We start from the raw sequence: 22,047 nt of genomic DNA on the forward strand, positions 1-22,047 counted from the left end.
CTATTGATAGCGCTAACATGATATGCTCTTCATGGGCTTGTCAATGCCCGTCGAGACGGGAGGTGCACGCCGGCAACCGGTGGCGTCGTTGGAGAGGGACGATATGTTTCGCACGCTGTTTCATGGATTGCTGGCGCTTGCGCTGCTCGGTCTGGCCGGCGCTGCGCGCGCTGAGGACGGCTACGATCTCTGGCTGCGCTATCGCCCGATCGAGGCGGAATGGCAGGCGCGCTATCGCCCCGTCGCCGCATCGATCGTCGTCGCGGGCGATTCGCCGACGATGCGAATCGCCTCGGCCGAACTGAAGCGGGGACTGGACGGTTTGCTGGGCGGCGCAGTGGCTGAGGACCAGCCAGCAGGCGCGGGCGCGATCCTTGTCGGCACGCCCGAGGAATCCCCGATGATCGACGCGCTCGGCTTGCCGTTGGAGAGCATGGGACGTGAAGGCTATCTGATCCGAAGCATCCGCATCGGTGGCAAGCCGATGACGGTGATCGCAGCCAACGACGATGTAGGCGCATTGTACGGCGCATTCCATTTCCTCCGCCTCATCCAGACCCGCCAGCCGATCGAGGCGCTGGACATTCGCTCGACCCCCAAGGTGCAACTCCGACTGCTCAATCACTGGGACAATCTCGATCGCAGCGTCGAGCGCGGCTATGCGGGCCAGTCGATCTGGGACTGGTGGAAGCTGCCGGACTTCAAGGACCCGCGCTACACCGACTATGCCCGCGCCAACGCCTCGATCGGGATCAATGGCACCGTCCTCAACAATGTGAACGCCAAGGCGGACAGCCTGACCGCGCCGTGGATCGGCAAGGCGGCGGCGCTGGCCGACATATTCCGTCCGTACGGCATCCGCGTCTATCTTTCGGCGCGTTTCTCTGCACCGATCGAGATTGGCGGACTCAAGACCGCTGACCCGCTCGATCCGCAGGTTCGCGCATGGTGGAAAGCGAAGGCCGACGAGATCTATCGGGCAATCCCCGACTTCGGCGGCTTCCTCGTCAAGGCAAACTCCGAAGGCCAGCCGGGCCCGCAGGATTACAAACGCACCCATGCAGACGGCGCCAACATGCTCGCCGAAGCGGTCGCGCCGCACGGCGGCGTCGTGATGTGGCGCGCCTTTGTCTACAGCCACGAAACGCCCGATGATCGCGCCAAGCAGGCCTATAACGAATTCAAGCCCTTTGATGGGCGGTTCGCCGACAATGTGATCGTGCAGGTCAAGAACGGCGCGATCGACTTCCAGCCGCGCGAACCTTTTCATCCGCTGTTCGGCGCCATGCCGAAGACGCCGCTGATGATGGAGTTCCAGATCACCAAGGAGTATCTGGGCTTCGCGACGCACCTTGCCTATCTGGGGACGTTGTTCGAGGAAACGCTTGCCGCCGATACCCGCGCCAAGGGCGAAGGCTCGACCGTGGCGAAGGTGATCGACGGCAGCCTGCACGGCTACAGGCTGACTGGCATGGCGGGGGTCGCCAATATCGGGAGCGACCGCAACTGGTCGGGATCGCATTTCGATCAGGCCAACTGGTACGCCTTTGGCCGTATGGCCTGGAACCCGGACATGAAGGCCCGCCCCATCGCCGAGGAGTGGGCGCGCATGACCTTCTCCAATCAGCAGGGCTTCGTGTCGCCTGCGGTGGACATGATGATGGGCTCGCGTGAGATCGTCGTCGATTACATGACGCCGCTGGGGCTGCATCACCTGATGGCATCGGGACACCATTATGGACCTGGCCCCTGGGTCGATGATCTCGAGCGTGCCGACTGGAACCCGGTCTATTATCACCGCGCCGACGCCGCGGGCATCGGTTTCGACCGGACGAAGGCGGGCAGCGATGCGGTCTCGCAATATGCGCCGCCCGTCGCGCGGATGTTCGGCGACATCGATACGGTGCCCGAGCGCGACCTGCTCTGGTTCCACCATGTCGGCTGGGATCGCCGCATGGCCTCCGGGCGCACGCTATGGGACGAACTGGTCGCGCGTTATGGACGCGGCGTGCGGGGCGTCGAGTCGATGCAGCGCGACTGGACGCGTTTGGCGCCGTTCGTCGATGCCGAACGTCATCGCGAGGTTGCGACCTTTCTCGCTATCCAGCGCCACGAGGCCAAATGGTGGCGCGATGCAAGCATCGCCTATTTCCAGACCATCTCGAAACGCCCCTTGCCCGCCGGCGAGGCGCCGCCGGAGCATCCGCTGTCATGGTATCGAGCGCTTAACTTTCCCTTTGCTCCGGGGCATTAAGTTAGCGCAAACAAACGCGCGTATCAGCCATAAATAACGATATTGACATTGCCATGCAAGCTCGATAGCCCTTGTAATGTGACCGCTAACATAAGCGGATACCCAATAACAACGACTGTTCAGCAGTCGAACAGGAGGGGAAGGAACGATGACCAAGGGACAATTGCGCCCGCGCGCCGGCCGCTGGGGATTGCTCGCCGCCACGATGCTCGCAACGAGCATGGCTTCAGCAGCATTTGCGCAGACCGAAGCACCGGGCCAGGACGTGCCGCAGGCCGCGCCCGCGGAAGACGAAATCATCGTCACGGGCTTTCGCAAGAGCCTTCAGGAATCGGCGGATCTGAAGCGTGACTCGGTTGGATTCATCGACGCTATCTCGGCAGAGGACATCGGCAAATTCCCCGACACCAATATCGCTGAATCGTTCAACCGCATTCCCGGCATCACCATCACGCGCGAGATCACGGGCGAGGGTGTCCAGGTTGCGATCCGCGGCCTTGGCACCAACTTTACCAAGGTGCTGCTCAACGGCGCGCCCGTCGCGGTTTCCTCGACCGGCCGCACCGACGCGCAGAGCACCAATCGCGAGGTCGATCTCGACCTGTTCCCGACCGAGCTGTTCAGTTCGCTCACCGTTATCAAGACCTCGATGGCGAGCATGCTCGAGGGCGGCGCCGCAGGCACCGTCAACATGCGCAGCGCACGGCCGTTCGACAATCCGGGCAAGCATCTGACCTATTCGCTGCAGGGCACCAAGAACAGCAATGCCGATAGCTGGGGCTATCGCGGTTCGCTGATCGGGAGCGCCACCTTCGGCGATTTCGGCATCCTCGCGGGCGCCGCTTACGTGAAGAACAAGGTGCGCGTCACTGGCTTCGAGACGATCGGGTGGACCAATCCCAATCTCAGCGCCGCCCAATGCGGCGCCACCAGCGGCTGCAACTCGACGGGCGGCGGCAACTGGACCATTCCCGGAACCGTACCCGCCAATGCCGGCAACGGTCTGACGACCGGGGCGACAATCGACCGGGCGTTCCTGCTTGCCAACAATCCGGGCCTGACGATCCAGCAGATCGACAATGCGATCATCCCGCGCCTCGGGCGCCCGTCCGACGAGTTCGGGTCCAAGGAGCGGCTGAGCGCCATTGTCAGCCTCGAATACCGGCCCGCTGATTCGCTGCGCTTCTATGTGGACTCGATGTACGGACGTAAGGAGAATGATCTCGAACGCATCGATATGAACTGGGTCGGCCGCAACGGTGCGTCGATCCCGCTCAACATGAAGGTCGATCGCACCGATTGCGCCGCGGGCTGCGTCGTCACCGAGGGCACCTTCGCGAACGCGCAATGGTTTCTGGAATACCGCCCCTTCATCGAAGATGTCGAATTCTGGGGCGTGAACCCGGGGTTTGAATGGGATATTTCGGACAAGTTCAAGCTCGATATTTCGGGTAACTGGACCGAAAGCAAATTCCATCGTGAATCGCCGTCGGTGCTCGTCTCCACCGTGCTGGGCTCCGGAGTCACCGTCGACTATCTCAACAGCGGTTCGGTCCCGACGATCTCAACCAACATCGACCTCAACAATCCCGCCAATTTTGGCTGGAACGCTGGCAGCCGCGTCAATATTCAGGACGAAAGGCGCAAGACGGAAACCAAGGGCGTGCGCGGCAACCTCACTTATGGGGATGAAGAACTGAACCTTCGCGTTGGCGGTGCCTATGACGACATCTCACGCAGGATTCGCGCGTTCGACAACAGCCAAGCCTGGCAGAACGCAGTGTGCGGCAACAACCCCAACGTCTTCTTGCCCAATCCCAACACTCAACCGCAATGCCGCGGACTCAATGCGCCGGGCGGAGCCGCGGCGGGTGATCCGACCTATCCATTGCTGGGCAGCGGCTTCAGCGCGGGTATGGGGCCGCTCGTCTACCAGGGCTCGTTGATCCCGACCGCAGCGCTGCCGTCTTATTTGCGGGCGGGGCCGAGCGGTTTCGTCACGGTCGACTGGGACCGTTTCAAGGCCGACACCAATTACGATGCGTTCCATGACGGGGCTCCCGAAGTGGGCGCGGCTAACACCGGCGCGAGCGGCGGATTTGTCCGCGAAAAGACGACCGGTGCCTATATGGAGGTCAACGGGAATACCGACCTTGGCGGGAATGCACTGCGCTGGAATATCGGCCTGCGCTACGTTCATACCGATCAGACGATCGGCGGAAACGTATCGATCCCCGATCCGCGCAACTCGCGCGATCCCGACGGCGCGGGGCCGCTGCCAGCGGCCTGCCCGGGTGGCGGCAACCTTACGCCGCCCAATCCGCGGGACGGTTCCTGCTTCCCGAACATCGTGAACTTTGCCACGACCAACAACACATATGACAACTGGCTGCCATCGGCGACGGTGTCGTACAATGTGTCGGAGAACGCGCTGGTCCGCTTTGCGCTTTCGAAGACGATGACTCGCCCCGATCCCAACGCGATGCTGCCAGGCCTGAATTTCAGCACTCCGTCGGCGGACGTCGGCACAGTCGGCAACTCGGCGCTGAAGCCCTTCATTTCGAAGAATATCGACTTCGGCTTCGAATATTATACCGGTGGCCCCGGCTATGTGAGCGTGGCCGCATTCCGCAAGAGCGTTACGGGCTTCACGGTTCCCGGAACGGCGACGGTGCCGTTCACCGATCTTGCGCAATATGGCGTGACCTTCGACACGCTGACACCCGCGCAGCAGACCGCGATCAACGCGCGTGGCGGGCCTAATGTGGCGACGGTGGTGCTCCAGCAGCAGGTCAACGCCAGCGGCTCGCTTACCGTCAATGGCCTGGAGTTTGGCTGGGTCCAGCCGCTCGACTTCCTGTTGAGCGAGTACGGCATGGACGGCTTCGGCTTCACCGCGAACCTGACGATCATCGATCAGAAGGGTAAGGGGGCCGCACCCGCGGTGGCGCTCGGCGTGGCGCCATACACGTGGAATGCCACGGCCTATTACGAGAACCACGGCATCAGCGCGCGGATCTCGATGACCCATGCCGATGGTTCGCAGGTGTCGGGTCTCAACCAGAACGGCATCCCCAGCGCCGCGCTGTTCTCGGACGACTATGAACAGTGGGATTTCTCGTCGAGCTTCGATCTTTCGGAGATACTGGACAGCGAATGGGCGCCTGAACTGACCTTCGATGTGGTCAACATCTTTGATGCCGACCAGCGCACCTACTTCCAGTTCCCCAATGCCACATTCACCCGGTACAAGCCGGGCACGCAGTTCATGGTCGGCCTCCGCGGCCGGTTCTGAAGGCCATATTTCTCTGGCTGAAATCATGGGAGCGGACCATGCTTCGGGATGGTTCCGCTCCTACTTTTTGCAAGCACACAATATTGTAGTAGTGGCCCGATAACAGTTCGGAGATCCGCGTGGAGCTAAAGCCCAACAGACGCCAGCGAGGCGCTTCGACGATCCATGACGTCGCGCGCCGGGCGGGGGTATCTCCGATGACCGTTTCACGCGTCATCAACGGCGAAAAGAACGTCAAGCCGTCGACCCGCGAGCTGGTCGAGACCGCGATCCGCGAACTCAACTATGCGCCCAACCCTGCAGCGCGCAGCCTTGCCAGCGCCGACCTGATCCGTATCGGCCTGCTCTACAGCAATCCGAGCGCCGCCTATCTGAGCGAGTTTCTCGTCGGCGGGCTCGATCAGTGCAGCCGCAACAATGTCCAGCTCGTCGTCGCGAAATGCGAACCCGGAACCGACGAGGAAGTGGTGGCCGAGAGGCTGATCGCAAGTGGTATCGACGGAATCATCTTGCCTCCCCCCTTGTGCGACGCGACCGCGGTCATCGAGATTTTGGCGCGCGCGCACACTCCTGCGGTGGCGGTCGCGACCGGGAAACCGGCGGATACCGTTTCAGCGGTGAGCATCGACGATCGCAAGGCCGCGATGCAAATGACGCAGCACCTGATCGCGCTCGGCCATCAGCGCATCGGCTTCATTATCGGTCACCCGAACCAGACCGCGAGCGCGCGGCGGCTCGATGGTTATCGCACCGCGCTCGCCCAGGCGGGCATTGCCGAGACGGAAGAGCTGATTACGCAGGGCTTTTTCACCTATCGCTCGGGGCTCGACGCCGCAGAACAATTGCTGCGGCTGACCGATCCGCCATCCGCCATATTCGCGAGCAATGACGACATGGCTGCGGCCAGCGTGGCCGTCGCGCATCGTCACGGGCTCGATGTCCCCGGGGACATCACGGTTTGCGGTTTCGACGATACCGCGCTCGCCACGACGATCTGGCCCGAACTCACCACGATCCACCAACCGATCACCGACATGTCGCGCGCCGCCGTCGACATGCTGATCGAGGAGATTCGCCGCAGGCGGACCAAGCAAAAGGAGCGCCATCCGCACACGCTTCTCGACTTCACGTTGGTGCGGCGTCAGTCGGACGCGGCGCCGCGGCGCCGTCCGCCCACATCGCGCGCGAGGCTTGACAAGGCGCGCTGAAGCGCCATGGTAGCGTTACCATAAAAAGCGTCCGGCGCGCCGCCGGAGTGTGGAGGATTGCATGGAAGCCCGCAGCCCCGCGCGTTCCTTCCGGTCGCGTGACTGGTTCGCCGATCCGGCCCGCAGCGACATGACCGCGCTCTATCTGGAGCGCTTCATGAACTATGGCATCACGCCCGTGGAGCTTCGTTCAGGGCGACCTATCATCGGTATTGCGCAGACGGGAAGCGACCTGTCTCCCTGCAACCGCATCCATCTGGAACTTGCGCGACGCGTGCGCGACGGAATCCGCGATGCCGGCGGCATCGCGATGGAATATCCGGTCCACCCGATCTTCGAGAATTGCCGTCGGCCGACCGCGGCGCTCGACCGGAACCTTTCCTATCTGGGGCAGGTCGAGATCATGCACGGCTATCCCATCGACGCCGTTGTGCTGACCACCGGCTGCGACAAGACGACGCCCGCGGGCATCATGGCGGCCACCACCGTCGATATCCCCGCGATCGTGCTTTCGGGCGGACCGATGCTCGACGGCTGGCACGAAGGCGATCTCGTGGGCTCAGGCACCGTCATCTGGCGCAGCCGGCGCAAGTTGGCTGCGGGGGAGATCACCGAGGAAGAATTCCTCGATGCCGCCTGTGCGTCGGCCCCGTCCGCCGGGCATTGCAATACCATGGGCACGGCTTCGACGATGAACGCGATTGCTGAGGCGCTGGGATTGTCGCTCCCCGGCTGCGCGGCGATCCCTGCGCCCTATCGCGAGCGCGGCCAGATCGCCTATGAGACGGGCCGCCGCATCGTCGAGATGGCTTATGAAGACCTGCGGCCCTCGAAGATCCTGACGCGGCAGGCATTTCTCAATGCGATTGCGGTCACGACCGCTATTGGCGGCTCGAGCAACGCCCAGCCGCATATCGTCGCGATGGCGCGCCACGCGGGACTGGAGATCAGGCCCGAGGACTGGATGGGGGCCTATGACCTGCCGCTGCTGGTCAACATGCAACCCGCAGGCAAGTATCTCGGCGAACGATTCCATCGCGCAGGCGGCGTGCCCGCTGTGATGTGGGAGCTGCTTGAGAAGGCCAGGATCGACGGCGGCTGCCTGACCGTCACCGGCCGGAGCATCTCTGAAAATGTCGCGGAGCGCGAGGCGTGCGACCGCGAGGTGATCCTCCCCTATGATGCACCACTGCGCGAGCGCGCCGGCTTCCTCGTCCTCAAGGGCAACTTGTTCGATTGTGCGATTATGAAGACCAGCGTGATCTCGGAAGAGTTTCGCACGCGCTATCTTTCGGTGGCCGGGCGCGAAGGGGTCTTCGAGGGCCGGGCGATCGTCTTCGACGGGTCGGACGATTATCACCACCGGATCAATGATCCCGCGCTCGACATCGACGAGAATTGTATATTGGTCATCCGCGGATCAGGGCCGCTGGGCTGGCCGGGCTCCGCCGAGGTCGTCAACATGCAACCGCCCGATACGCTGATCCGCCGGGGCATCATGAGCCTGCCGACCCTCGGCGACGGACGCCAGTCGGGCACGTCGGACAGTCCCTCGATCCTCAACGCATCGCCCGAAAGCGCGGCGGGCGGCGGGCTGGCCTGGCTGGCTACGGATGACATCATCCGCATCGACCTTAACACCGGTCGCTGTGATGCGCTGGTGGCGGAGGACGAGATCGCGCGCCGTCGCGCCGAGCCGCCACCGCCCGTGCCAGCGAGCCAGACGCCGTGGGAAGAGATCTACCGCGAGAAGACGGGACAACTCGCCGACGGCGCGGTGCTCGAAATGGCGCTCAAATATCGGGCGACATCCGAGCGGACGCCGCGGCACAACCATTGATGCGCTGGCTTTTCGCTGCCTCTACAGGCGTTCGACGGCGATCCGCATCGACACTGTGCCACACTCACCCGGTCGCAGCATCGGCATCTCCTCTTCCGGACGGTTGAGCGCATCGGGCATGTGGTTGACGGGTTCGACGCAGAAATAGTCGCAGTTCGGCGGGATAAAGACATGAAGCCAGTCGAGCCCGGCGGAGGCGGTCATCCTGATGGTCATGCCCGCGTCGGTGATGTCCAGGCTACGCTCCCACGCTTCATGGCAATGATCGACCAGCGTCTCACGGCGGACGCGCGGGCGCGATCGCCAATCGGCGAAATGGTCGGGCGCTGCTCGGTGCGTCGGCAGGCAATCGTCATCCGCCAACCAGACAGCGCCAAGCGCTGCGCGCAGCCGCGTGTGATCGCTGAGTGGGAATGCGGGATGAAAACCAAGGCCGGCGGGCATCGCCGTGTCGTCGAGATTTTCAAGCGACAGGGTGAAGTCGACGCCGTCGTCGCCCAATGTGATCCGCTGTTCCGCCCGGTAGCGCCAGGGCCATGCCGGGCCGCCGTCATGCTCGTGCCGCATCAAGACGCTGACGGGGTCCTGATCGACGACATCCCACTGCGCCTGCCATCCGACGCCGTGAAGCGCGTGCGGATGGGATCCGAAGTTGAGCGGGACGCGCACCTCTCGTCCTTCCAGCACGAATCGTCCCCGCGCAATGCGATTGGCGTAGGGCAGAAGCGGAAAGCATGCGCTGTCGAGCACATTGTCGATAGCCGCATCGCAGGCGCGCAGAACGCTATGCCCGCGGTAGTGCAATCCGGTCACAGCGCCACCCAGTTCCGGCTTCAACGCAATCGCCCATGGACCCGCTGACACTGTCGTGATTACCCTCATTGGGCGATGGGAAGCTCAAATGGTCCGACTGGCAGCCCCGAGCCGTCGTACAGATTGCAGACCGGACTGTCGGCCCAGCAGAAGCGTACGCGTTCGGCCGGCCCGCCGCGCGCGTCAAGAGTCACGCTGTCGCCCACCGCACCGGCATCGACGAAACGGCAGGTGCGCGCCGCGGCGTCGCACAACTCGAAACCAATGGGCCGCGCCGCGCTGTAGCTGACGAGCGCTCGTTCGACTTCGCCAAAGCGCACGATCACGCCTTCAGCAGCGCGCGTCGCAGAGAGTGGCCTTGGCCCCGATGGCGACAAAGCGGCTTCACCGTAGATCAGATGGCGCGCGGCGCGCGCGAGGCGGCGCGCGAGTTCCTGCTTGTTGGCAGGGTGAATATCGGTGCGCTCGCCGATATCGATCGTAACCGCAAGCGCGGCATTGCCGTCCGCCTCGACCGCCCGGCGTTGCGCCTCGCGCAGCCGGGCCGAACTGCTATCGGCGGGCGCTGCCGTCGCGGCGCCATAGCCGGCGATCTGAACGATCAGGAAGGGAAGGTCCGCACCGAAGCGCTGGCGCCAGTCGCGCATCAGGCCAGCCAGGCGAACGGCATAGCTGTCCGCGCGCTCCACATCGCTTTCGCCCTGATACCAGAGCGCGCCCTTGAACGCATATTGGCCGAGCGGTGCGATCATCGCATTGCCGATCGTCGAAAGTCCGCCGGTCGCCTCCCATGGCGTCCGCGGCGGATAGCCAGTCGCGGTCGGCACGGCGCGATAAAACCAGCCGGTGTCGAGGGGGAGGGCCGTACCGTCGGCGAGGTGCAGCGCACGCTTGCCGGCGGGACCTGTCATGCCGCCCGTGCCATAGGTGTCCAGCACGTTCACCGTGATGCTGTTCTCGCCCGGGCGGAGGAGGCCGGCGGGCAGCGCGTACTCGCGGTCGGCGCCGGGAGCGGACGTGTTGCCGATCGGCTGCCCGTTGACGAAGCTCTGGTCGACATCCTCGATACTGCCCAACCTCAGCGTCGCGCCACCCGCAGCCTGGGCGGCGGTCAGCATCACGCTCGTGCGATACCAGAGCATTCCGTTGAAGCTGCCGAGACCGGCGTCCGGCCAGTTTTCCCACGGGGTGAAGGCGGGAACGGGTTTCCACATGCCGTCGACCGGCGTGCTCCAGGGCTCGGCGCCTGGTGCGTCGCCACTGCGCGCGCGCCACCATTTTTGCCACAGCGCGCCCCAGCGGGCGTTGCCGCGCTCTGGATCGGCCCGGTAGTCAGCGAGTACCGAGAGCGGCTCCTCAAGCCCCTCGATGCGGCGAAGCGCGGCCTCGTCCATCCAGCTCGAAATCGCCGAACCGCCCCAGGACGCGTTGACCAGTCCCATCGGGACCTTGACGGTCTTCCGCAACTCGCTCGCGAAGAAGTAACAGGCGGCGGAGAATTCGGGAACGGTTGCGGGCGAGGTGAGCTGCCATGATACCGGCCGCTTGAACCCGTCGATCGGAACGAGGCTTGTGTCGTTGGGCACGGTCATCATGCGGATATCGGAATCGGACGCGCCAGCGATTTCGACGCGTGAATCGAGCGCGCGGTGGACCTGCAACACCATGTTGGACTGGCCCGAGCAGAGCCAGACATCGCCGATCAGAATGTCGTCCAGCTTTTGTTCGGCGCCCCCGGCGGTGCGGACCGTGAGGCGGTAGGGACCACCCGCCTTCATGGCGGGAAGGCTCGCGCGCCATTTTCCGTCGGCGCCTGCACGCGCTGTGGTTCGACTTTCGCCAAGCGCGATCGACAATCGCTCGCCCGGTGCAGCCTGGCCCCACAGCGCGACCGGTTTGTCGCGTTGGAGAACGGCGCGATCCTGGAAGGGATCGGCGAGCAGTCTGGGCGGGCTCGCCGCCGCCGTGGATGCGATCGGAAACGCCACCGCGACGGCGAGTATCGCCAGCCTCATCCAGCCATTTCCTCCAGTTCGAGCCCGCGGGTCTCGTGAACCATTGCGCGCACGAAGAAGAAGGAGACGAGCGCCGAGAGCGCATAGAAGCCGTAGGTTACGACCAGTCCGATCGATGCGGCGAGCGCGGGGAAGCTCACGCTGATCCCGAAATTCGCGATCCACTGCGCGAAGCCCGCGACCGCGAGGCCCGAGCCGCGGATCTGGTTGGGGAACATCTCGCCAAGCATCACCCACATCACCGGGCCCCAGCTCAGGTTGAAGAAGATGACGTAGAGATTGGCGGCGATCAGCGCGACCGTGCCCGTCTGGTCCGAAAGCTTGAGGCCCCCGTCGACCAGCGCGCCGGTAGAGAAGCAGATCGCCATCACACCCAGCGTTACCGCCATCCCCGCCGATCCGATCAGCAGCAGCGGCTTGCGCCCGATCTTGTCGATCACGAGCACGGTGAACAGGCAGGCGAGAATCGAGAGCGAGCCCGAAAGGATGTTGATCAGCAGCGCGTCATTCTCGCTGAAGCCCACCGACTGCCACAGCACCGCACCATAGTAGAACACGATGTTGATGCCCACGAGCTGCTGGAAAACGGCAAGCCCGATGCCTGCCCAGACGATCTTGCGCACCTTGCCCGTCGACTTGTCGACAAGGTCCGAGAGCTGGGGGCGGTGGTGGTCGGCGGCGAGCGAGCCTTCGATCTCTTTCACCTTACGCGCGGCCTCGTCTGCGCCGAACAGACGCGTCAGAACAAGCGCCGCACGCTCCTTCTGCCCTTTTGCGACCAGGTAGCGGGGGCTTTCGGGGATGAAGAGCAGCGCGATGAAATAGACCGCGGCGGGGATCGCCTGCATCCAGAACATCCAGCGCCAGGCGGGATAGTCGAGCCACAGAATCGCCTGCGATCCGCCTGCCGAGGCTGCGAGCGCATAATTGGCCACGAACGCGCCGGTAAGACCGGTAATGATCATGATCTGCTGAATGCTCGACAGGCGGCCGCGGATGTTCGCGGGCGTCACCTCGCTGATATAAACGGGGGAGAGCACGCTCGCCGCACCCACGCCAAGCCCGCCGATGAAGCGCGCGATGATGAAGATCGCCGAAGAGCCCGCCGCGCCGGCACCGAGCGCGCTGAGCAGGAAGAGGACGGCGGCGATCATCATCACGCTGCGCCGACCGATCATATCGGCAAGTCGCCCCGCCACGAAGGCACCAAAGGCGCAGCCGATGAGGATCGCACCGACATTGAAGCCCGTACCGAGCTTGCTGAGATCGAACGCCTTTTCCAGCCCGTCCTGCGTGCCGTTGATGACGCCGCTGTCGTAGCCGAACATGAATCCGCCGATGGTGGCGACCGCGACAATGGCCGCGATGAACGCGATGTTCACCTGACCCGTTGTATTTCTATCCATCCTTGTCGGCTCCCTCCCGTTGTGCGCGCCATGGTTTTTTGTCTGGGCGCTTTGATTGCTTTTCAGTGTCCGATTGATATCGCTGTCATAGCCAGGCCCGGCACGTCAACTCCGAACGAAAAAAGGTCCCCGGCATGGGGTTGCTCGATCAGTGCTGCGGGCGAAAGACCCTTGCGCGCAGTGGTTGTGTAGGCCGTGCGAAGATCATCGCCGCCAAAGGCGACTTTGGTCACATTGGCGACGGGAAAGCGGATAAATTCGAGCAATTCGCCTGCGGGCGAATAGCGCCGTACGCCCCAGCCTCCGAACAGAGCGATCCAGAGACATCCCTCGCTATCCACTGTCGGCCCGTCGGGATAGCCGTCGTCCGGTGCGATGCGGGCAAATATTCGATGGCCCTTCAAGCTTCCGTCAGGGGCGACATCGAATGCGTGGATCGTACGCGCGAGCGTATCGACATGATAAAGGGTCGCGCCGTCAGGCGAGAAAGCCGGGCCATTGGTGATGGTGACCGGCGCAATGTCGGCGCGCGCAAGAGCTCCGCGATCGAGGCGGTAGACCTGTCCCGTGGGCGCAGCTTCCTTGTCGTCCATACTGCCGAACCACAGGCGCCCGGCTTGATCGACGGTCGCGTCATTGAGGCGGTTGTCCGGCACATCGGGCTCGACCTCGATTATCAAGTCGAACGTGCCGCCCAGCGGGTCGAAGCGGTGCAGGCCCGTATCCAGGCCCGTCATCAGCGTGCCGTCGTCTACGGGCAGGATCCAGCCGGGTTGCGCTGGCGCGGCCCAGCTCTCAAGCGCATCCGTCGCCGGGTTGAACCGATGAACCTGCGCGCGCTTGATATCGACGAACCAGAGCATACGGTCGGCAACCGACCAGCATGGGCCCTCGCCGAGCATGGCGCCCACACTGCAAACCACTGCAGGTGCGCCGCGCATCATCGTCAACGCCAGCCGGCGTCGACGAAATATTCGTGCCCGGTACACATCCGCGCATCGTCCGAAGCGAGGAAAAGCACGAGCGCCGCCACGTCGGCGGGCTCGATGCGCGCTTCAAGGCATTGCGCCGCCACAATCTCGGCCTCGCCCTCGGGCGTGTACCATTTCATCTGGCGCGGGGTCTTCACATTGCCGGGAACGATCGTGTTGACGCGGATATTGTCGCGTCCCAGATCACGAGCAAGCGAGCGCGTCAGCCCCTCAATTCCCGCCTTGGCGGTCTGGTAAAGCACCAGATCGGCGAGCGCGAGGTGCCAGCTTATCGAACCGAAGTTGAGGATGACGCCACCGCCAGCCCGCTTCATCGAAGGGATCACCGCCTGCGCCGCGAAGAACAGGTGCCGCAGATTCACAGCAATCCGTTCGTCCCAATATTCAGGGGTCACATCGGCGATGGCATGGCGGTCATCGTTGGCGGCGTTGTTTATCAGCACATCAATGCCGCCTAGATTTTCTTCGATCCTGGCGATGGTCGCACGCAGCGCCGCGACGTCGGTCAGGTCGCAATGTTCGAAGCATGGCGCATCGACGGAGTCGATCGCCAGCCGTGCCGCAAGCGCCCGCGAGGGCGCATCCGCGATGTCGATAAAAGCGACGCGCGCGCCCTGGCGGACGAACGCCTCGACAAGGCCTTCACCTATTCCCGTGCCGCCGCCCGTCACCAGTATTCGCTTGCCCGCAAGGCTTGGATAGATGGCGCTCGTCGCGGCCAGCGTTGTCGTTCGCAGCAAGGATTCAGTCTCCGACATAGACGGTCTTGGTCTGAGTGTAGAATTCGATCGCGGCAAAGCCCTGCTCGCGCGCGCCGTAGCTTGATTTGCGCGTACCGCCGAAGGGGACATGATAGTCGACGCCGGCGGTGGGCAGGTTGACCATCACCATCCCCGCGCGGACATTGCGACGGAAGTCGCGCGCATGTTTCAGCGAGGTGGTGACGATGCCCGCCGACAGCCCGAATTCGCCCTGATTGGCGATGTCGAGCGCTTCCCCGTAGCTTTTGACGCGGATGGTGCTGGCGACGGGGCCGAACACCTCTTCATTGTTGATCCGCATCCTGGGATCGGTATCGGCGATCACCGCGGGGCTCATGAAATAGCCCGGCGTCGCAAGGCTCAGCGCTTCGCCGCCCGTCACTAACCGCCCGCCCTCCTCGGTGGCGATCTGGACATAGCGCAAATTCTGCTCGAACTGGCTCTCGCTTGAGGCGGGACCGAGCTGGGTCGAGGGATCGAGCGCATTGCCCACCTTGAGCGAAGCCGCGCGTTCCGCGAGCGCGGCGACGAAACGGTCGTGGATGCCGTCCTGGACGATGATCCGGCTCGACGCGGTGCAGCGCTGGCCGGTCTGGAAGAAGGCGCCATCGAGCGCGATCGCGACCGCACGGTCGAGATCGGCATCGTCGAGGATGACGAGCGGGTTCTTACCGCCCATTTCGAGCTGAACGCGCGCCTGACGCGCGATCGCTCCCATGCCGACCTTCGCGCCTACGCCTTGCGATCCGGTGAAGGAGACGCCGTCGATATCGGGGTGGTCGACGATCGCCGAGCCGACGCCGCCGGTGCCCAGAACCATGTTGAACACGCCCGCGGGCGCTCCCGACTCGTGAATGATCGTCGCCAGCGCATGCGCGATTGCGGGCGTGGGGTTGGCGGGCTTGAGCACGACCGTATTGCCGAAGGCGAGCGCGGGGGCGGACTTCCATGCGGGGATCGCGATCGGGAAGTTCCACGGCGTGATCAGCCCGTACACGCCGACCGCCTCCCGATAGGTTGAGACATCGAGTCCCGGTCGCGTCGATTCGAGGGTCTGACCGTGGCGACGCAGCGCCTCGCCCGCAAAATATTTGAAGATGCGCGCGGCACGCATCACCTCGCCGGTCGCCTCGGCAAGGGTCTTGCCCTCCTCACGCGCCAGCAACTCGCCCAATTCCTTGGCGCGTGCCATCACCGTTGCGCCGACCTTGTCGAGCAGGTCCGAGCGCACTTCGGGCGATGCCGAGGCCCACCCCGGAAAGGCCTTGCGTGCGGCCTGGACCGCTTGGTCGACCTCGGCCGCGCCGCCATCGGGGAAATGCGCGACGACCTCGTCGGTATTCGAGGGGTTGATGCTGGCGTTCGGCGCATCTGCGCTGACCGCCTCGCCGCCAATGAAATGGGTGAGTTTCATGAGCCTTCTTTCGGTTGTTGGTCGGCTGCAGCCAGCAGACCGCGCCCCGCAAGATTGGTCATCAGAGCGCCGATTCCAAGGGTCCACGGCGCGGCGGCCTTGGATGTGGTGACGCGGTTGACGAGCGTGCCGAGCCGCTGCGTCGAAATGCGCACCACGTCGCCGGGCTTGTGCGTGAATCCGCGGCCTGGTTCGTCGCGATCCTGCACCGGCGCGAACAGCGTGCCGAGGAAGAGCGCGAAGCCGTCGGGATACTGATGTTCGCTGAGCGCTTGCGCGATCAGTGCGTCAGGATCGCGGCTGATCTCGCGCATCGAAGATGTTCCCTCCAGCCGATATCCATCCTCGCCCTCGATGAGCAGATCGACCTTTGCGCCGCGCACATCGTCCATTGTGAATTTGTCGTCGAACAGGCGGATGAAGGGGCCGATCGCGCACGACGCATTGTTGTCCTTGGCCTTGCCCAGCAGCAGTGCGCTGCGCCCTTCGAAATCACGCAGGTTGACGTCGTTGCCGAGCGTGGCGCCGACCGCGCGCCCGGCCGAATTGACGACGAGCACGATCTCGGGTTCCGGGTTGTTCCAGGTCGAGTCCGAACGAACGCCTATGTCTGCGCCCCAGCCCACGCTGGCGAGCACGGGCGCCTTGGTGAAAATCTCTGCATCGGGGCCGATCGCGACTTCCAGATATTGCGACCACAGTGCTTCGTCGATCAGCGCTGCCTTGAGCTCGGCGGCCTCGGGCGAGCCGGGGATCACGGCGCGAATGCTTCCGCCGACTCGTGCCTCAAGCTTGCCGCGAACCGCACTCGCAGCGCTGGCGTCGCCTCGCGCGCGTTCCTCGATCACGCGTTCGATCGCCGAAACCGCGAAGGTGACTCCCGCAGCCTTGATGCATTGCAGATCAAGTGGCGGGAGCAGGCCGGGCGCACCGTCGATTGAAGCGGAAATGTCGAGCTCTTCAAGTGTGCCGAGGGGCGATCCGACAACGTTGTCCAAGTCGCGTCGATCAAGCAGGCCGGAAACGGTGGGCGCTACTGTCGCCATGTCATGGACGACACCGCCGCGCACCAGCACCGGGCTGGGGCCGGCTGCAGTTTCGATTCGGCCGATCAAGGTGGCCGATCGCCAATCTTCGGGCAGCATTTCCGCCGCCTCGAACTCGCACCACGCCAAATCCCGCTCTCCCAAAACTATTCCTTCTTGTGATAGCGCTACCATCGTTGGCAATAGGCCATCTGTCAAGCGTCGAGATGCGTGGACGCGGAGCAGGAAAACGTCATTGCGGACATCCGGGGCGGACGGATTACACTGGGCCATGGTCAAACGATTCGCCCCGCTCATATTGTTTCTTGGGTTCGCTGCGCCGGTCGCTGCGCAGGAGGCGCCGCCAGCCGCGCCCGCGCAGTCGGCGGTGACGCCGATTCCCAAGGCCGTAACCGTGCGCGTCAGCCTGGAGACGGGGGCGGGAGCGATCGTGCTCGAGCTCGAAAAGGAACGGGCTCCCATCACCACCGCCAACTTCCTGCGCTATGTCGATCAGAAGAAGTTCGACGGCGCGACCTTTTACCGTGCGATGAAGGCCGGATCGGCCGGATTGATCCAGGGTGGCGCGAAGAACGCGCTGCCGCCGATCGCGCACGAGCCGACCACGGTGACCAGGCTGCAGCATGTCGAAGGCACGATCTCGATGGCGCGCTACGCGCCGGGGACTGCAACGGGCGACTTCTTCATCACCGTTGGCGGCATGCCATCGCTCGATGCCAATCCAGCGGCGCCAGGTGACAATCAGGGCTTCGCAGCGTTCGGGCGTGTTGTCGAGGGAATGGACGTGGTGCGCAAAATCCTCGAGGCCCCAATCTCACCGACCGCAGGCGAGGGCGTGATGAAGGGGCAGATGCTCGCCGATCCCGTGAAGATCGTGGCCGCGCGCCGTGTGGCACCGAAATGACAGCCTATGTGATCGTCTGGGAATTCGAAGTGCCAGCGATGCGTGTTGCGGAGTTTGAGCAAGCCTATGGTTCGGGCGGCCCCTGGGCGGCGCTCTTTGCGCGCGCGGACGGCTATCTTGGTACCGAATTGCTGTGCTGCGCCGAGCGTCCCGGGCGCTATCTCACGATCGACCGCTGGGAGTCGGAGACCGCGTTCGAGATGTTCAAGCGGCTTTTCGGCGCGGAATATGTTGCGCTCGACAAGAGCCTTGAAGGCATTGCCTCGACCGAGACGCGGATCGGCGCCTTCAACCTTCCGTAACCGGCCCGCCGCGCCATGTTGGCATGGCTCGCTCGCCAAGCGAAACCGCGAAGCCCGCGGTGGCGAGCAGGTGCGTGGAATTGAGCGTGGGCAGAGGGGATATCTCAGGCGTGATGAGCAGCGGGATTTCGGTGCAGACCAGCGCCACGGCATCGCAGCCCTGCGCCTTCAGCCGCTCGATAATATTGAGATAGACGGCGCGCGAGGAATCGGTGACGATACCGACGCAGAGTTCCTCGAAAATGACGCGGTTGATCACTTCGCGCTCGGCGGGCTCGGGGACGACGTGATCAATCCCGCGCGCGCCAAGGGCACGCGGGTAGACTGGGCCTTCCATTGTGTAGGCGGTGCCGAGAATGCCAACCCGGCTATATCCTTCCTCCGCCGCCCGATCGGCCACGACCTCGGCAATATTGAGCCCGGGCAACGCGAAATCCGGGCCGGGCGTCTCGAGCGCGATATGCGCAGTGTTGTCGGGGCAGATAAAGAATTGTGCTCCTGCGGCTTTCAGCCGCGCGATGCTCACCGCGAAGGTTTGGCGGATCGCGGCGTGATCGCCTGTATCCCAGGCTGCGATGCTGCGGCCCATGGGGACATAGTCGAGCGTCAGATCAGCATGATCGTGTGCGCCGAAGCGCTCATAGCCCAGGTGGCAGAAGGTCAGGTAGCACAGCGCGGACCCGTCGGGGCTATGTGCGAGGATGCCGGTATGGATCATCTTGAACTCCCGATCGCAGTGGTGCCCGGCTTCATAAACGCTGAGCCGCTTCAATTCGATGCGCTGGTGTGACAATTGTCACAGCAGGTTTGCGGCAAGATGTGGAATGGGGCGCCGCGACCTGTTGGCGACAGCCGATACGGGAAGGCCGTGGGGGCATTCCCGTCGTGACCGGAGACATCAATGCACACGCAGCACGCATGGCCGCGCAAGACGCGCGAAATGTGCAATCATCACATGGATTCCACGATCTGGAATGATTTCCGGTTTCGCGACAACGACATCGTGATCGCCACTTACGCGAAATCGGGTACGACGTGGACGCAGCAGATCGTGGGGCAACTGCTCAATGCGGGCATTGAGGACGTGCCCGTCGCCGAGCTTTCGCCCTGGCTCGATCTGCGCATTCCACCCAAGGCGGAAAAGCTGGCGCTGGTCGAGGCACAGGTGCAGCGCCGCTTCGTCAAGACACATTTGCCCGTCGACGCGCTCGTTTTCAGCCCCAGCGCAAAATATCTCTACATCGGACGCGACGGGCGCGATGTGGTGTGGAGCCTGTTCAACCATTTCAGCAATGCGAATGACGATTTCTACGCTGCCCTCAACGACACGCCCGGCCGCGTCGGGCCGCCGGTGCCACGTCCGCCCGAGGATGTCGTGCAGTATTTCCGCGAATGGCTGGACGGTGACGGCTATCCGTTATGGCCGTTCTGGGAAAATATCCGGAGCTGGTGGGACGTCCGCGATCTGCCCAATGTCATGCTGCTCCATTTTGCCGATCTGCGCGCCGACCTTCCCGGGCAGATCCGCCTGATCGCGGACTTTCTCGAGATCGACGTCGATGAGGAGCGCTTTGACATGATCGTCGAGCATTGCTCGTTCGACTATATGAAGAAACATGCAGCCAATGCTGCGCCACTGGGCGGCATCTTCTGGCGGGGAGGGGCGCAGACCTTCATCCACAAGGGCACCAACGGCCGCTGGCGCGACGCGCTTAGCGCCGAGGACAATGCGCGTTACACGGCGCTGGCCAACGAAAAGCTCGGGCCGGATTGTGCGCGGTGGCTGGCCGGCGCTGGGGTGCCCGCGCTCTGACCGAATCACCGGTCGGAGCCTGCTCCGACCGACGGTGTCTCAGCTACACAATTTGACGCTGAGGAAGCTCGGCATCGGACCGTTCCAGCCGTCATCGGGTTCGTTATCCGCGCTTTCGCGGTGCCGCTCGCGCGGGGCCCGGGCTTCGGGCCTGGGCTTCTTCTTTTCGTCTGCGGGACGTGCGGCAGGCTCCACCTTTTCGGGCTTTGCCTTCTCAGACCTGACCTTTTCAGGTCTCGCCTTGGCACGCACTTCCTTCGCTTCGGTCTCGGCGGCTTTCGCCTTGCCGGCGACGCGCTCGATCTTCTGGCCGATCAGCTTCTCGATATTCTCGATCGCCTCGACATCGTCCTTCGTGATGAAGGTGAAGGCCTTGCCTGTCGCGCCCGCGCGGCCGGTGCGGCCGATGCGGTGGACATAGTCGTCGGGATGCCAGGGTGCGTCGAAATTGAATACGTGGCTCACGCCCTTCACGTCGAGGCCGCGCGCGGCGACGTCGGAGGCGACGAGCAGGTTGATCTCGCCCTTCTTGAACAGCTCAAGCTCGGCGAGGCGCGCGGGCTGATCCATGTCGCCATGAATCTCTCCGGCCTTGTAGCCGTGGCGCTTCAGGCTTTTGGCGAGTTCGCGCACCGTGGTCTTGCGGTTGCAGAAGATGATCGCGGTGTTGACGTCTTCGGCGTCGATCACCGAACGGAGCACCTCGCGCTTCTTGCGCGCGTCTACCTCGACCAGCCGCTGCGTGATCTGCAGGTTGGCGCTCGCCGGACGCGATACCTCGATCGACTTGGGGTTGGTCAGGAACTTGTCGGCCAGCTTCTTGATCGGCGGCGGCATGGTTGCGGAGAACAGCAGCGTCTGCCGGTTCTTGGGCAGCTTGGTGCAGATTTCCTCGATATCGGGAATGAACCCCATGTCGAGCATCCGGTCAGCCTCGTCGATCACGAGCAGGCCGCAGCCGGTGAGCAGGATGTTGCCGCGGCCGAACAAGTCCATCAGCCGTCCGGGCGTGGCGATCAGCACGTCGACGCCCTTTTCGAGCGCCTTGATCTGATCGCCCATCGACACGCCGCCAATAAGCAGCGCCATCGAGAGCTTGTGATATTTTCCGTACTTCTCGAAATTCTCTGCCACCTGCGCGGCGAGTTCGCGCGTGGGCTCGAGGATCAGCGAGCGCGGCATGCGCGCACGGCTGCGGCCATGCGCAAGAATGTCGATCATGGGGAGGACGAAGGAGGCGGTCTTGCCCGTACCCGTCTGCGCGATGCCGATCAGGTCCTTCATCATGAGGACGGGCGGAATCGCCTGGCGCTGGATCGGCGTGGGTTCGTCATAGCCCGACTCGGCCACCGCGCGCAGAAGTTCGTCAGAAAGGCCGAGATCGGCAAAGCTCATATTGTGTCCGGAAGCTGGGCGGGCCACATTCGCCGCCGAATGAGCGTGCGCGTGGCGGAAAAGCCTGTGAATGTCAAGATTTCAGCGGTCGGGCACCAGTGTACGAAAGCGCGATATCTCGCACTGGCCGCCAGAACGCGAATGGATCGTGTCGCGTTCGGCGCACATTTGGCCGTCCTGCGTCGGCTTGATGTAAAAGCCGTCGTAGAAATCGAGCGCGGGGCAATCATTTCCGAGCTTGGCGCGCATCCGCGTGCCGCCGCGCAACACGATGTCGACGCTGTCGCGCTTCGTAACCGACGCACCTGCGAGCGATTTGAGGGGGATGCAGCGCGGCGCCTTCTTCTCTTTCCATTTGATCGCCGACGCCGGAGGCATGACCTTGTTCGTGGCGGCGAGCGTTTGCGGCGAGCGGCGCTGCGGCTGGGTCTGGACGCGGATGATGACCTGCTCGCGCACCGTTACCTGCGCCAGGCGCATGGCGTTCGACGCGCGCGCGCCTCCCTCCGCCGCGATCGCGGATGTCGCGCTGCTTCCCGCCATCAACAAAACGGCGAGGCGAAGGCCAGTCACGTATCAAGTCCCATGT

Annotated in this window: 17 protein-coding genes; 7 read left to right on the forward strand and 10 right to left on the reverse strand. The window is 63.8% G+C overall.

Translation table 11 applies throughout. The features are described from left to right. Positions 1-103: 103 nt before the first annotated feature. The 4 genes from D3876_RS11675 (at position 104) to D3876_RS11690 (ending at position 8,597) form a co-directional block, all read left to right on the forward strand. Positions 104-2,254, forward strand: coding sequence for an alpha-glucuronidase family glycosyl hydrolase (locus D3876_RS11675; protein WP_119763767.1), 2,151 nt, complete (start codon positions 104-106; stop codon positions 2,252-2,254). A gap of 148 nt (positions 2,255-2,402) precedes the next feature. Continuing rightward, on the forward strand, positions 2,403-5,549 hold the full coding sequence (locus D3876_RS11680; RefSeq protein WP_119762366.1) for a TonB-dependent receptor: 3,147 nt from the start codon (positions 2,403-2,405) through the stop codon (positions 5,547-5,549). 119 nt (positions 5,550-5,668) lie between these two features. Further along, on the forward strand, positions 5,669-6,757 hold the full coding sequence (locus D3876_RS11685) for a LacI family DNA-binding transcriptional regulator (RefSeq protein ID WP_119762368.1): 1,089 nt from the start codon (positions 5,669-5,671) through the stop codon (positions 6,755-6,757). Between the two features lie 61 nt (positions 6,758-6,818). Further along, positions 6,819-8,597 (forward strand): IlvD/Edd family dehydratase, encoded by a 1,779-nt coding sequence (locus D3876_RS11690; protein ID WP_119762370.1) that lies wholly within the window; start codon positions 6,819-6,821, stop codon positions 8,595-8,597. A 21-nt stretch (positions 8,598-8,618) separates the two neighbouring features. On the opposite strand, the gene D3876_RS11695 is transcribed toward D3876_RS11690, so the two are convergent. The 7 genes from D3876_RS11695 to D3876_RS11725 form a co-directional block, all read right to left on the reverse strand. Then, on the reverse strand, positions 8,619-9,434 hold the full coding sequence (locus D3876_RS11695; protein WP_182911991.1) for an aldose 1-epimerase: 816 nt from the start codon (positions 9,432-9,434) through the stop codon (positions 8,619-8,621). Positions 9,435-9,475: 41 nt separating this feature from the next. After that, positions 9,476-11,425, reverse strand: a complete 1,950-nt coding sequence (locus D3876_RS11700; RefSeq protein WP_119762374.1) for a sialate O-acetylesterase — start codon at positions 11,423-11,425, stop codon at positions 9,476-9,478. Further along, positions 11,422-12,831, reverse strand: a complete 1,410-nt coding sequence (locus tag D3876_RS11705; RefSeq protein WP_119762376.1) for a sugar porter family MFS transporter — start codon at positions 12,829-12,831, stop codon at positions 11,422-11,424. Before D3876_RS11705 ends, D3876_RS11700 begins: the two co-directional genes overlap by 4 nt. 62 nt (positions 12,832-12,893) lie before the next feature. After that, a complete protein-coding gene (locus tag D3876_RS11710) occupies positions 12,894-13,775 on the reverse strand; it encodes an SMP-30/gluconolactonase/LRE family protein (protein WP_119762378.1) in 882 nt (293 codons plus the stop codon). 2 nt (positions 13,776-13,777) lie between these two features. Then, entirely contained in the window at positions 13,778-14,563 is a 786-nt protein-coding gene (gene xylB / locus D3876_RS11715) for a D-xylose 1-dehydrogenase (RefSeq protein WP_420801958.1), read from the reverse strand. A 4-nt stretch (positions 14,564-14,567) separates the two neighbouring features. Then, a complete protein-coding gene (locus D3876_RS11720; RefSeq protein ID WP_119762382.1) occupies positions 14,568-15,998 on the reverse strand; it encodes an aldehyde dehydrogenase family protein in 1,431 nt (476 codons plus the stop codon). Next, entirely contained in the window at positions 15,995-17,143 is a 1,149-nt protein-coding gene (locus tag D3876_RS11725) for a fumarylacetoacetate hydrolase family protein (protein ID WP_119763769.1), read from the reverse strand. Before D3876_RS11725 ends, D3876_RS11720 begins: the two co-directional genes overlap by 4 nt. Positions 17,144-17,315: 172 nt before the next feature. On the opposite strand from D3876_RS11725, the gene D3876_RS11730 reads away from it, so the two are divergent. Both D3876_RS11730 and D3876_RS11735 read left to right on the forward strand, forming a co-directional pair. Next, entirely contained in the window at positions 17,316-17,948 is a 633-nt protein-coding gene (locus tag D3876_RS11730) for a peptidylprolyl isomerase (protein ID WP_119762384.1), read from the forward strand. Then, a complete protein-coding gene (locus tag D3876_RS11735; RefSeq protein WP_119762386.1) occupies positions 17,945-18,250 on the forward strand; it encodes an antibiotic biosynthesis monooxygenase family protein in 306 nt (101 codons plus the stop codon). Before D3876_RS11730 ends, D3876_RS11735 begins: the two co-directional genes overlap by 4 nt. Here D3876_RS11735 and D3876_RS11740 read toward each other — a convergent pair. After that, on the reverse strand, positions 18,237-18,968 hold the full coding sequence (locus D3876_RS11740) for an aspartate/glutamate racemase family protein (RefSeq protein WP_119763771.1): 732 nt from the start codon (positions 18,966-18,968) through the stop codon (positions 18,237-18,239). The two genes, D3876_RS11735 and D3876_RS11740, sit on opposite strands and share 14 nt — an antisense overlap. 183 nt (positions 18,969-19,151) lie before the next feature. Here D3876_RS11740 and D3876_RS11745 point away from each other — a divergent pair, with 183 nt between their 5' ends. Next, positions 19,152-20,063, forward strand: a complete 912-nt coding sequence (locus D3876_RS11745) for a sulfotransferase domain-containing protein (RefSeq protein WP_119762388.1) — start codon at positions 19,152-19,154, stop codon at positions 20,061-20,063. A 39-nt stretch (positions 20,064-20,102) separates the two neighbouring features. Here D3876_RS11745 and D3876_RS11750 read toward each other — a convergent pair whose 3' ends face one another. Continuing rightward, entirely contained in the window at positions 20,103-21,458 is a 1,356-nt protein-coding gene (locus D3876_RS11750) for a DEAD/DEAH box helicase (protein WP_119762390.1), read from the reverse strand. An 81-nt stretch (positions 21,459-21,539) separates the two neighbouring features. Next, entirely contained in the window at positions 21,540-22,031 is a 492-nt protein-coding gene (locus tag D3876_RS11755) for a hypothetical protein (RefSeq protein ID WP_147417652.1), read from the reverse strand. Positions 22,032-22,047 lie beyond the last annotated feature (16 nt).

This window comes from Sphingomonas cavernae (assembly GCF_003590775.1).
In the GTDB taxonomy this organism is placed as follows: Bacteria; Pseudomonadota; Alphaproteobacteria; order Sphingomonadales; family Sphingomonadaceae; genus Sphingobium_A; species Sphingobium_A cavernae.

Coding starts and splice junctions, on each gene's coding strand:
- D3876_RS11730 (WP_119762384.1), top strand. CDS start 17,316: ATGGTCAAACGATTCGCCCCGCTCATATTGTTTCTTGGGTTCGCTGCG.
- D3876_RS11700 (WP_119762374.1), bottom strand. CDS start 11,425: ATGAGGCTGGCGATACTCGCCGTCGCGGTGGCGTTTCCGATCGCATCC.
- D3876_RS11710 (WP_119762378.1), bottom strand. CDS start 13,775: ATGATGCGCGGCGCACCTGCAGTGGTTTGCAGTGTGGGCGCCATGCTC.
- D3876_RS11725 (WP_119763769.1), bottom strand. CDS start 17,143: ATGCTGCCCGAAGATTGGCGATCGGCCACCTTGATCGGCCGAATCGAA.
- D3876_RS11680 (WP_119762366.1), top strand. CDS start 2,403: ATGACCAAGGGACAATTGCGCCCGCGCGCCGGCCGCTGGGGATTGCTC.
- D3876_RS11705 (WP_119762376.1), bottom strand. CDS start 12,831: ATGGATAGAAATACAACGGGTCAGGTGAACATCGCGTTCATCGCGGCC.
- D3876_RS11740 (WP_119763771.1), bottom strand. CDS start 18,968: ATGATCCATACCGGCATCCTCGCACATAGCCCCGACGGGTCCGCGCTG.
- D3876_RS11745 (WP_119762388.1), top strand. CDS start 19,152: ATGCACACGCAGCACGCATGGCCGCGCAAGACGCGCGAAATGTGCAAT.
- D3876_RS11720 (WP_119762382.1), bottom strand. CDS start 15,998: ATGAAACTCACCCATTTCATTGGCGGCGAGGCGGTCAGCGCAGATGCG.
- D3876_RS11750 (WP_119762390.1), bottom strand. CDS start 21,458: ATGAGCTTTGCCGATCTCGGCCTTTCTGACGAACTTCTGCGCGCGGTG.
- D3876_RS11675 (WP_119763767.1), top strand. CDS start 104: ATGTTTCGCACGCTGTTTCATGGATTGCTGGCGCTTGCGCTGCTCGGT.
- D3876_RS11735 (WP_119762386.1), top strand. CDS start 17,945: ATGACAGCCTATGTGATCGTCTGGGAATTCGAAGTGCCAGCGATGCGT.
- D3876_RS11690 (WP_119762370.1), top strand. CDS start 6,819: ATGGAAGCCCGCAGCCCCGCGCGTTCCTTCCGGTCGCGTGACTGGTTC.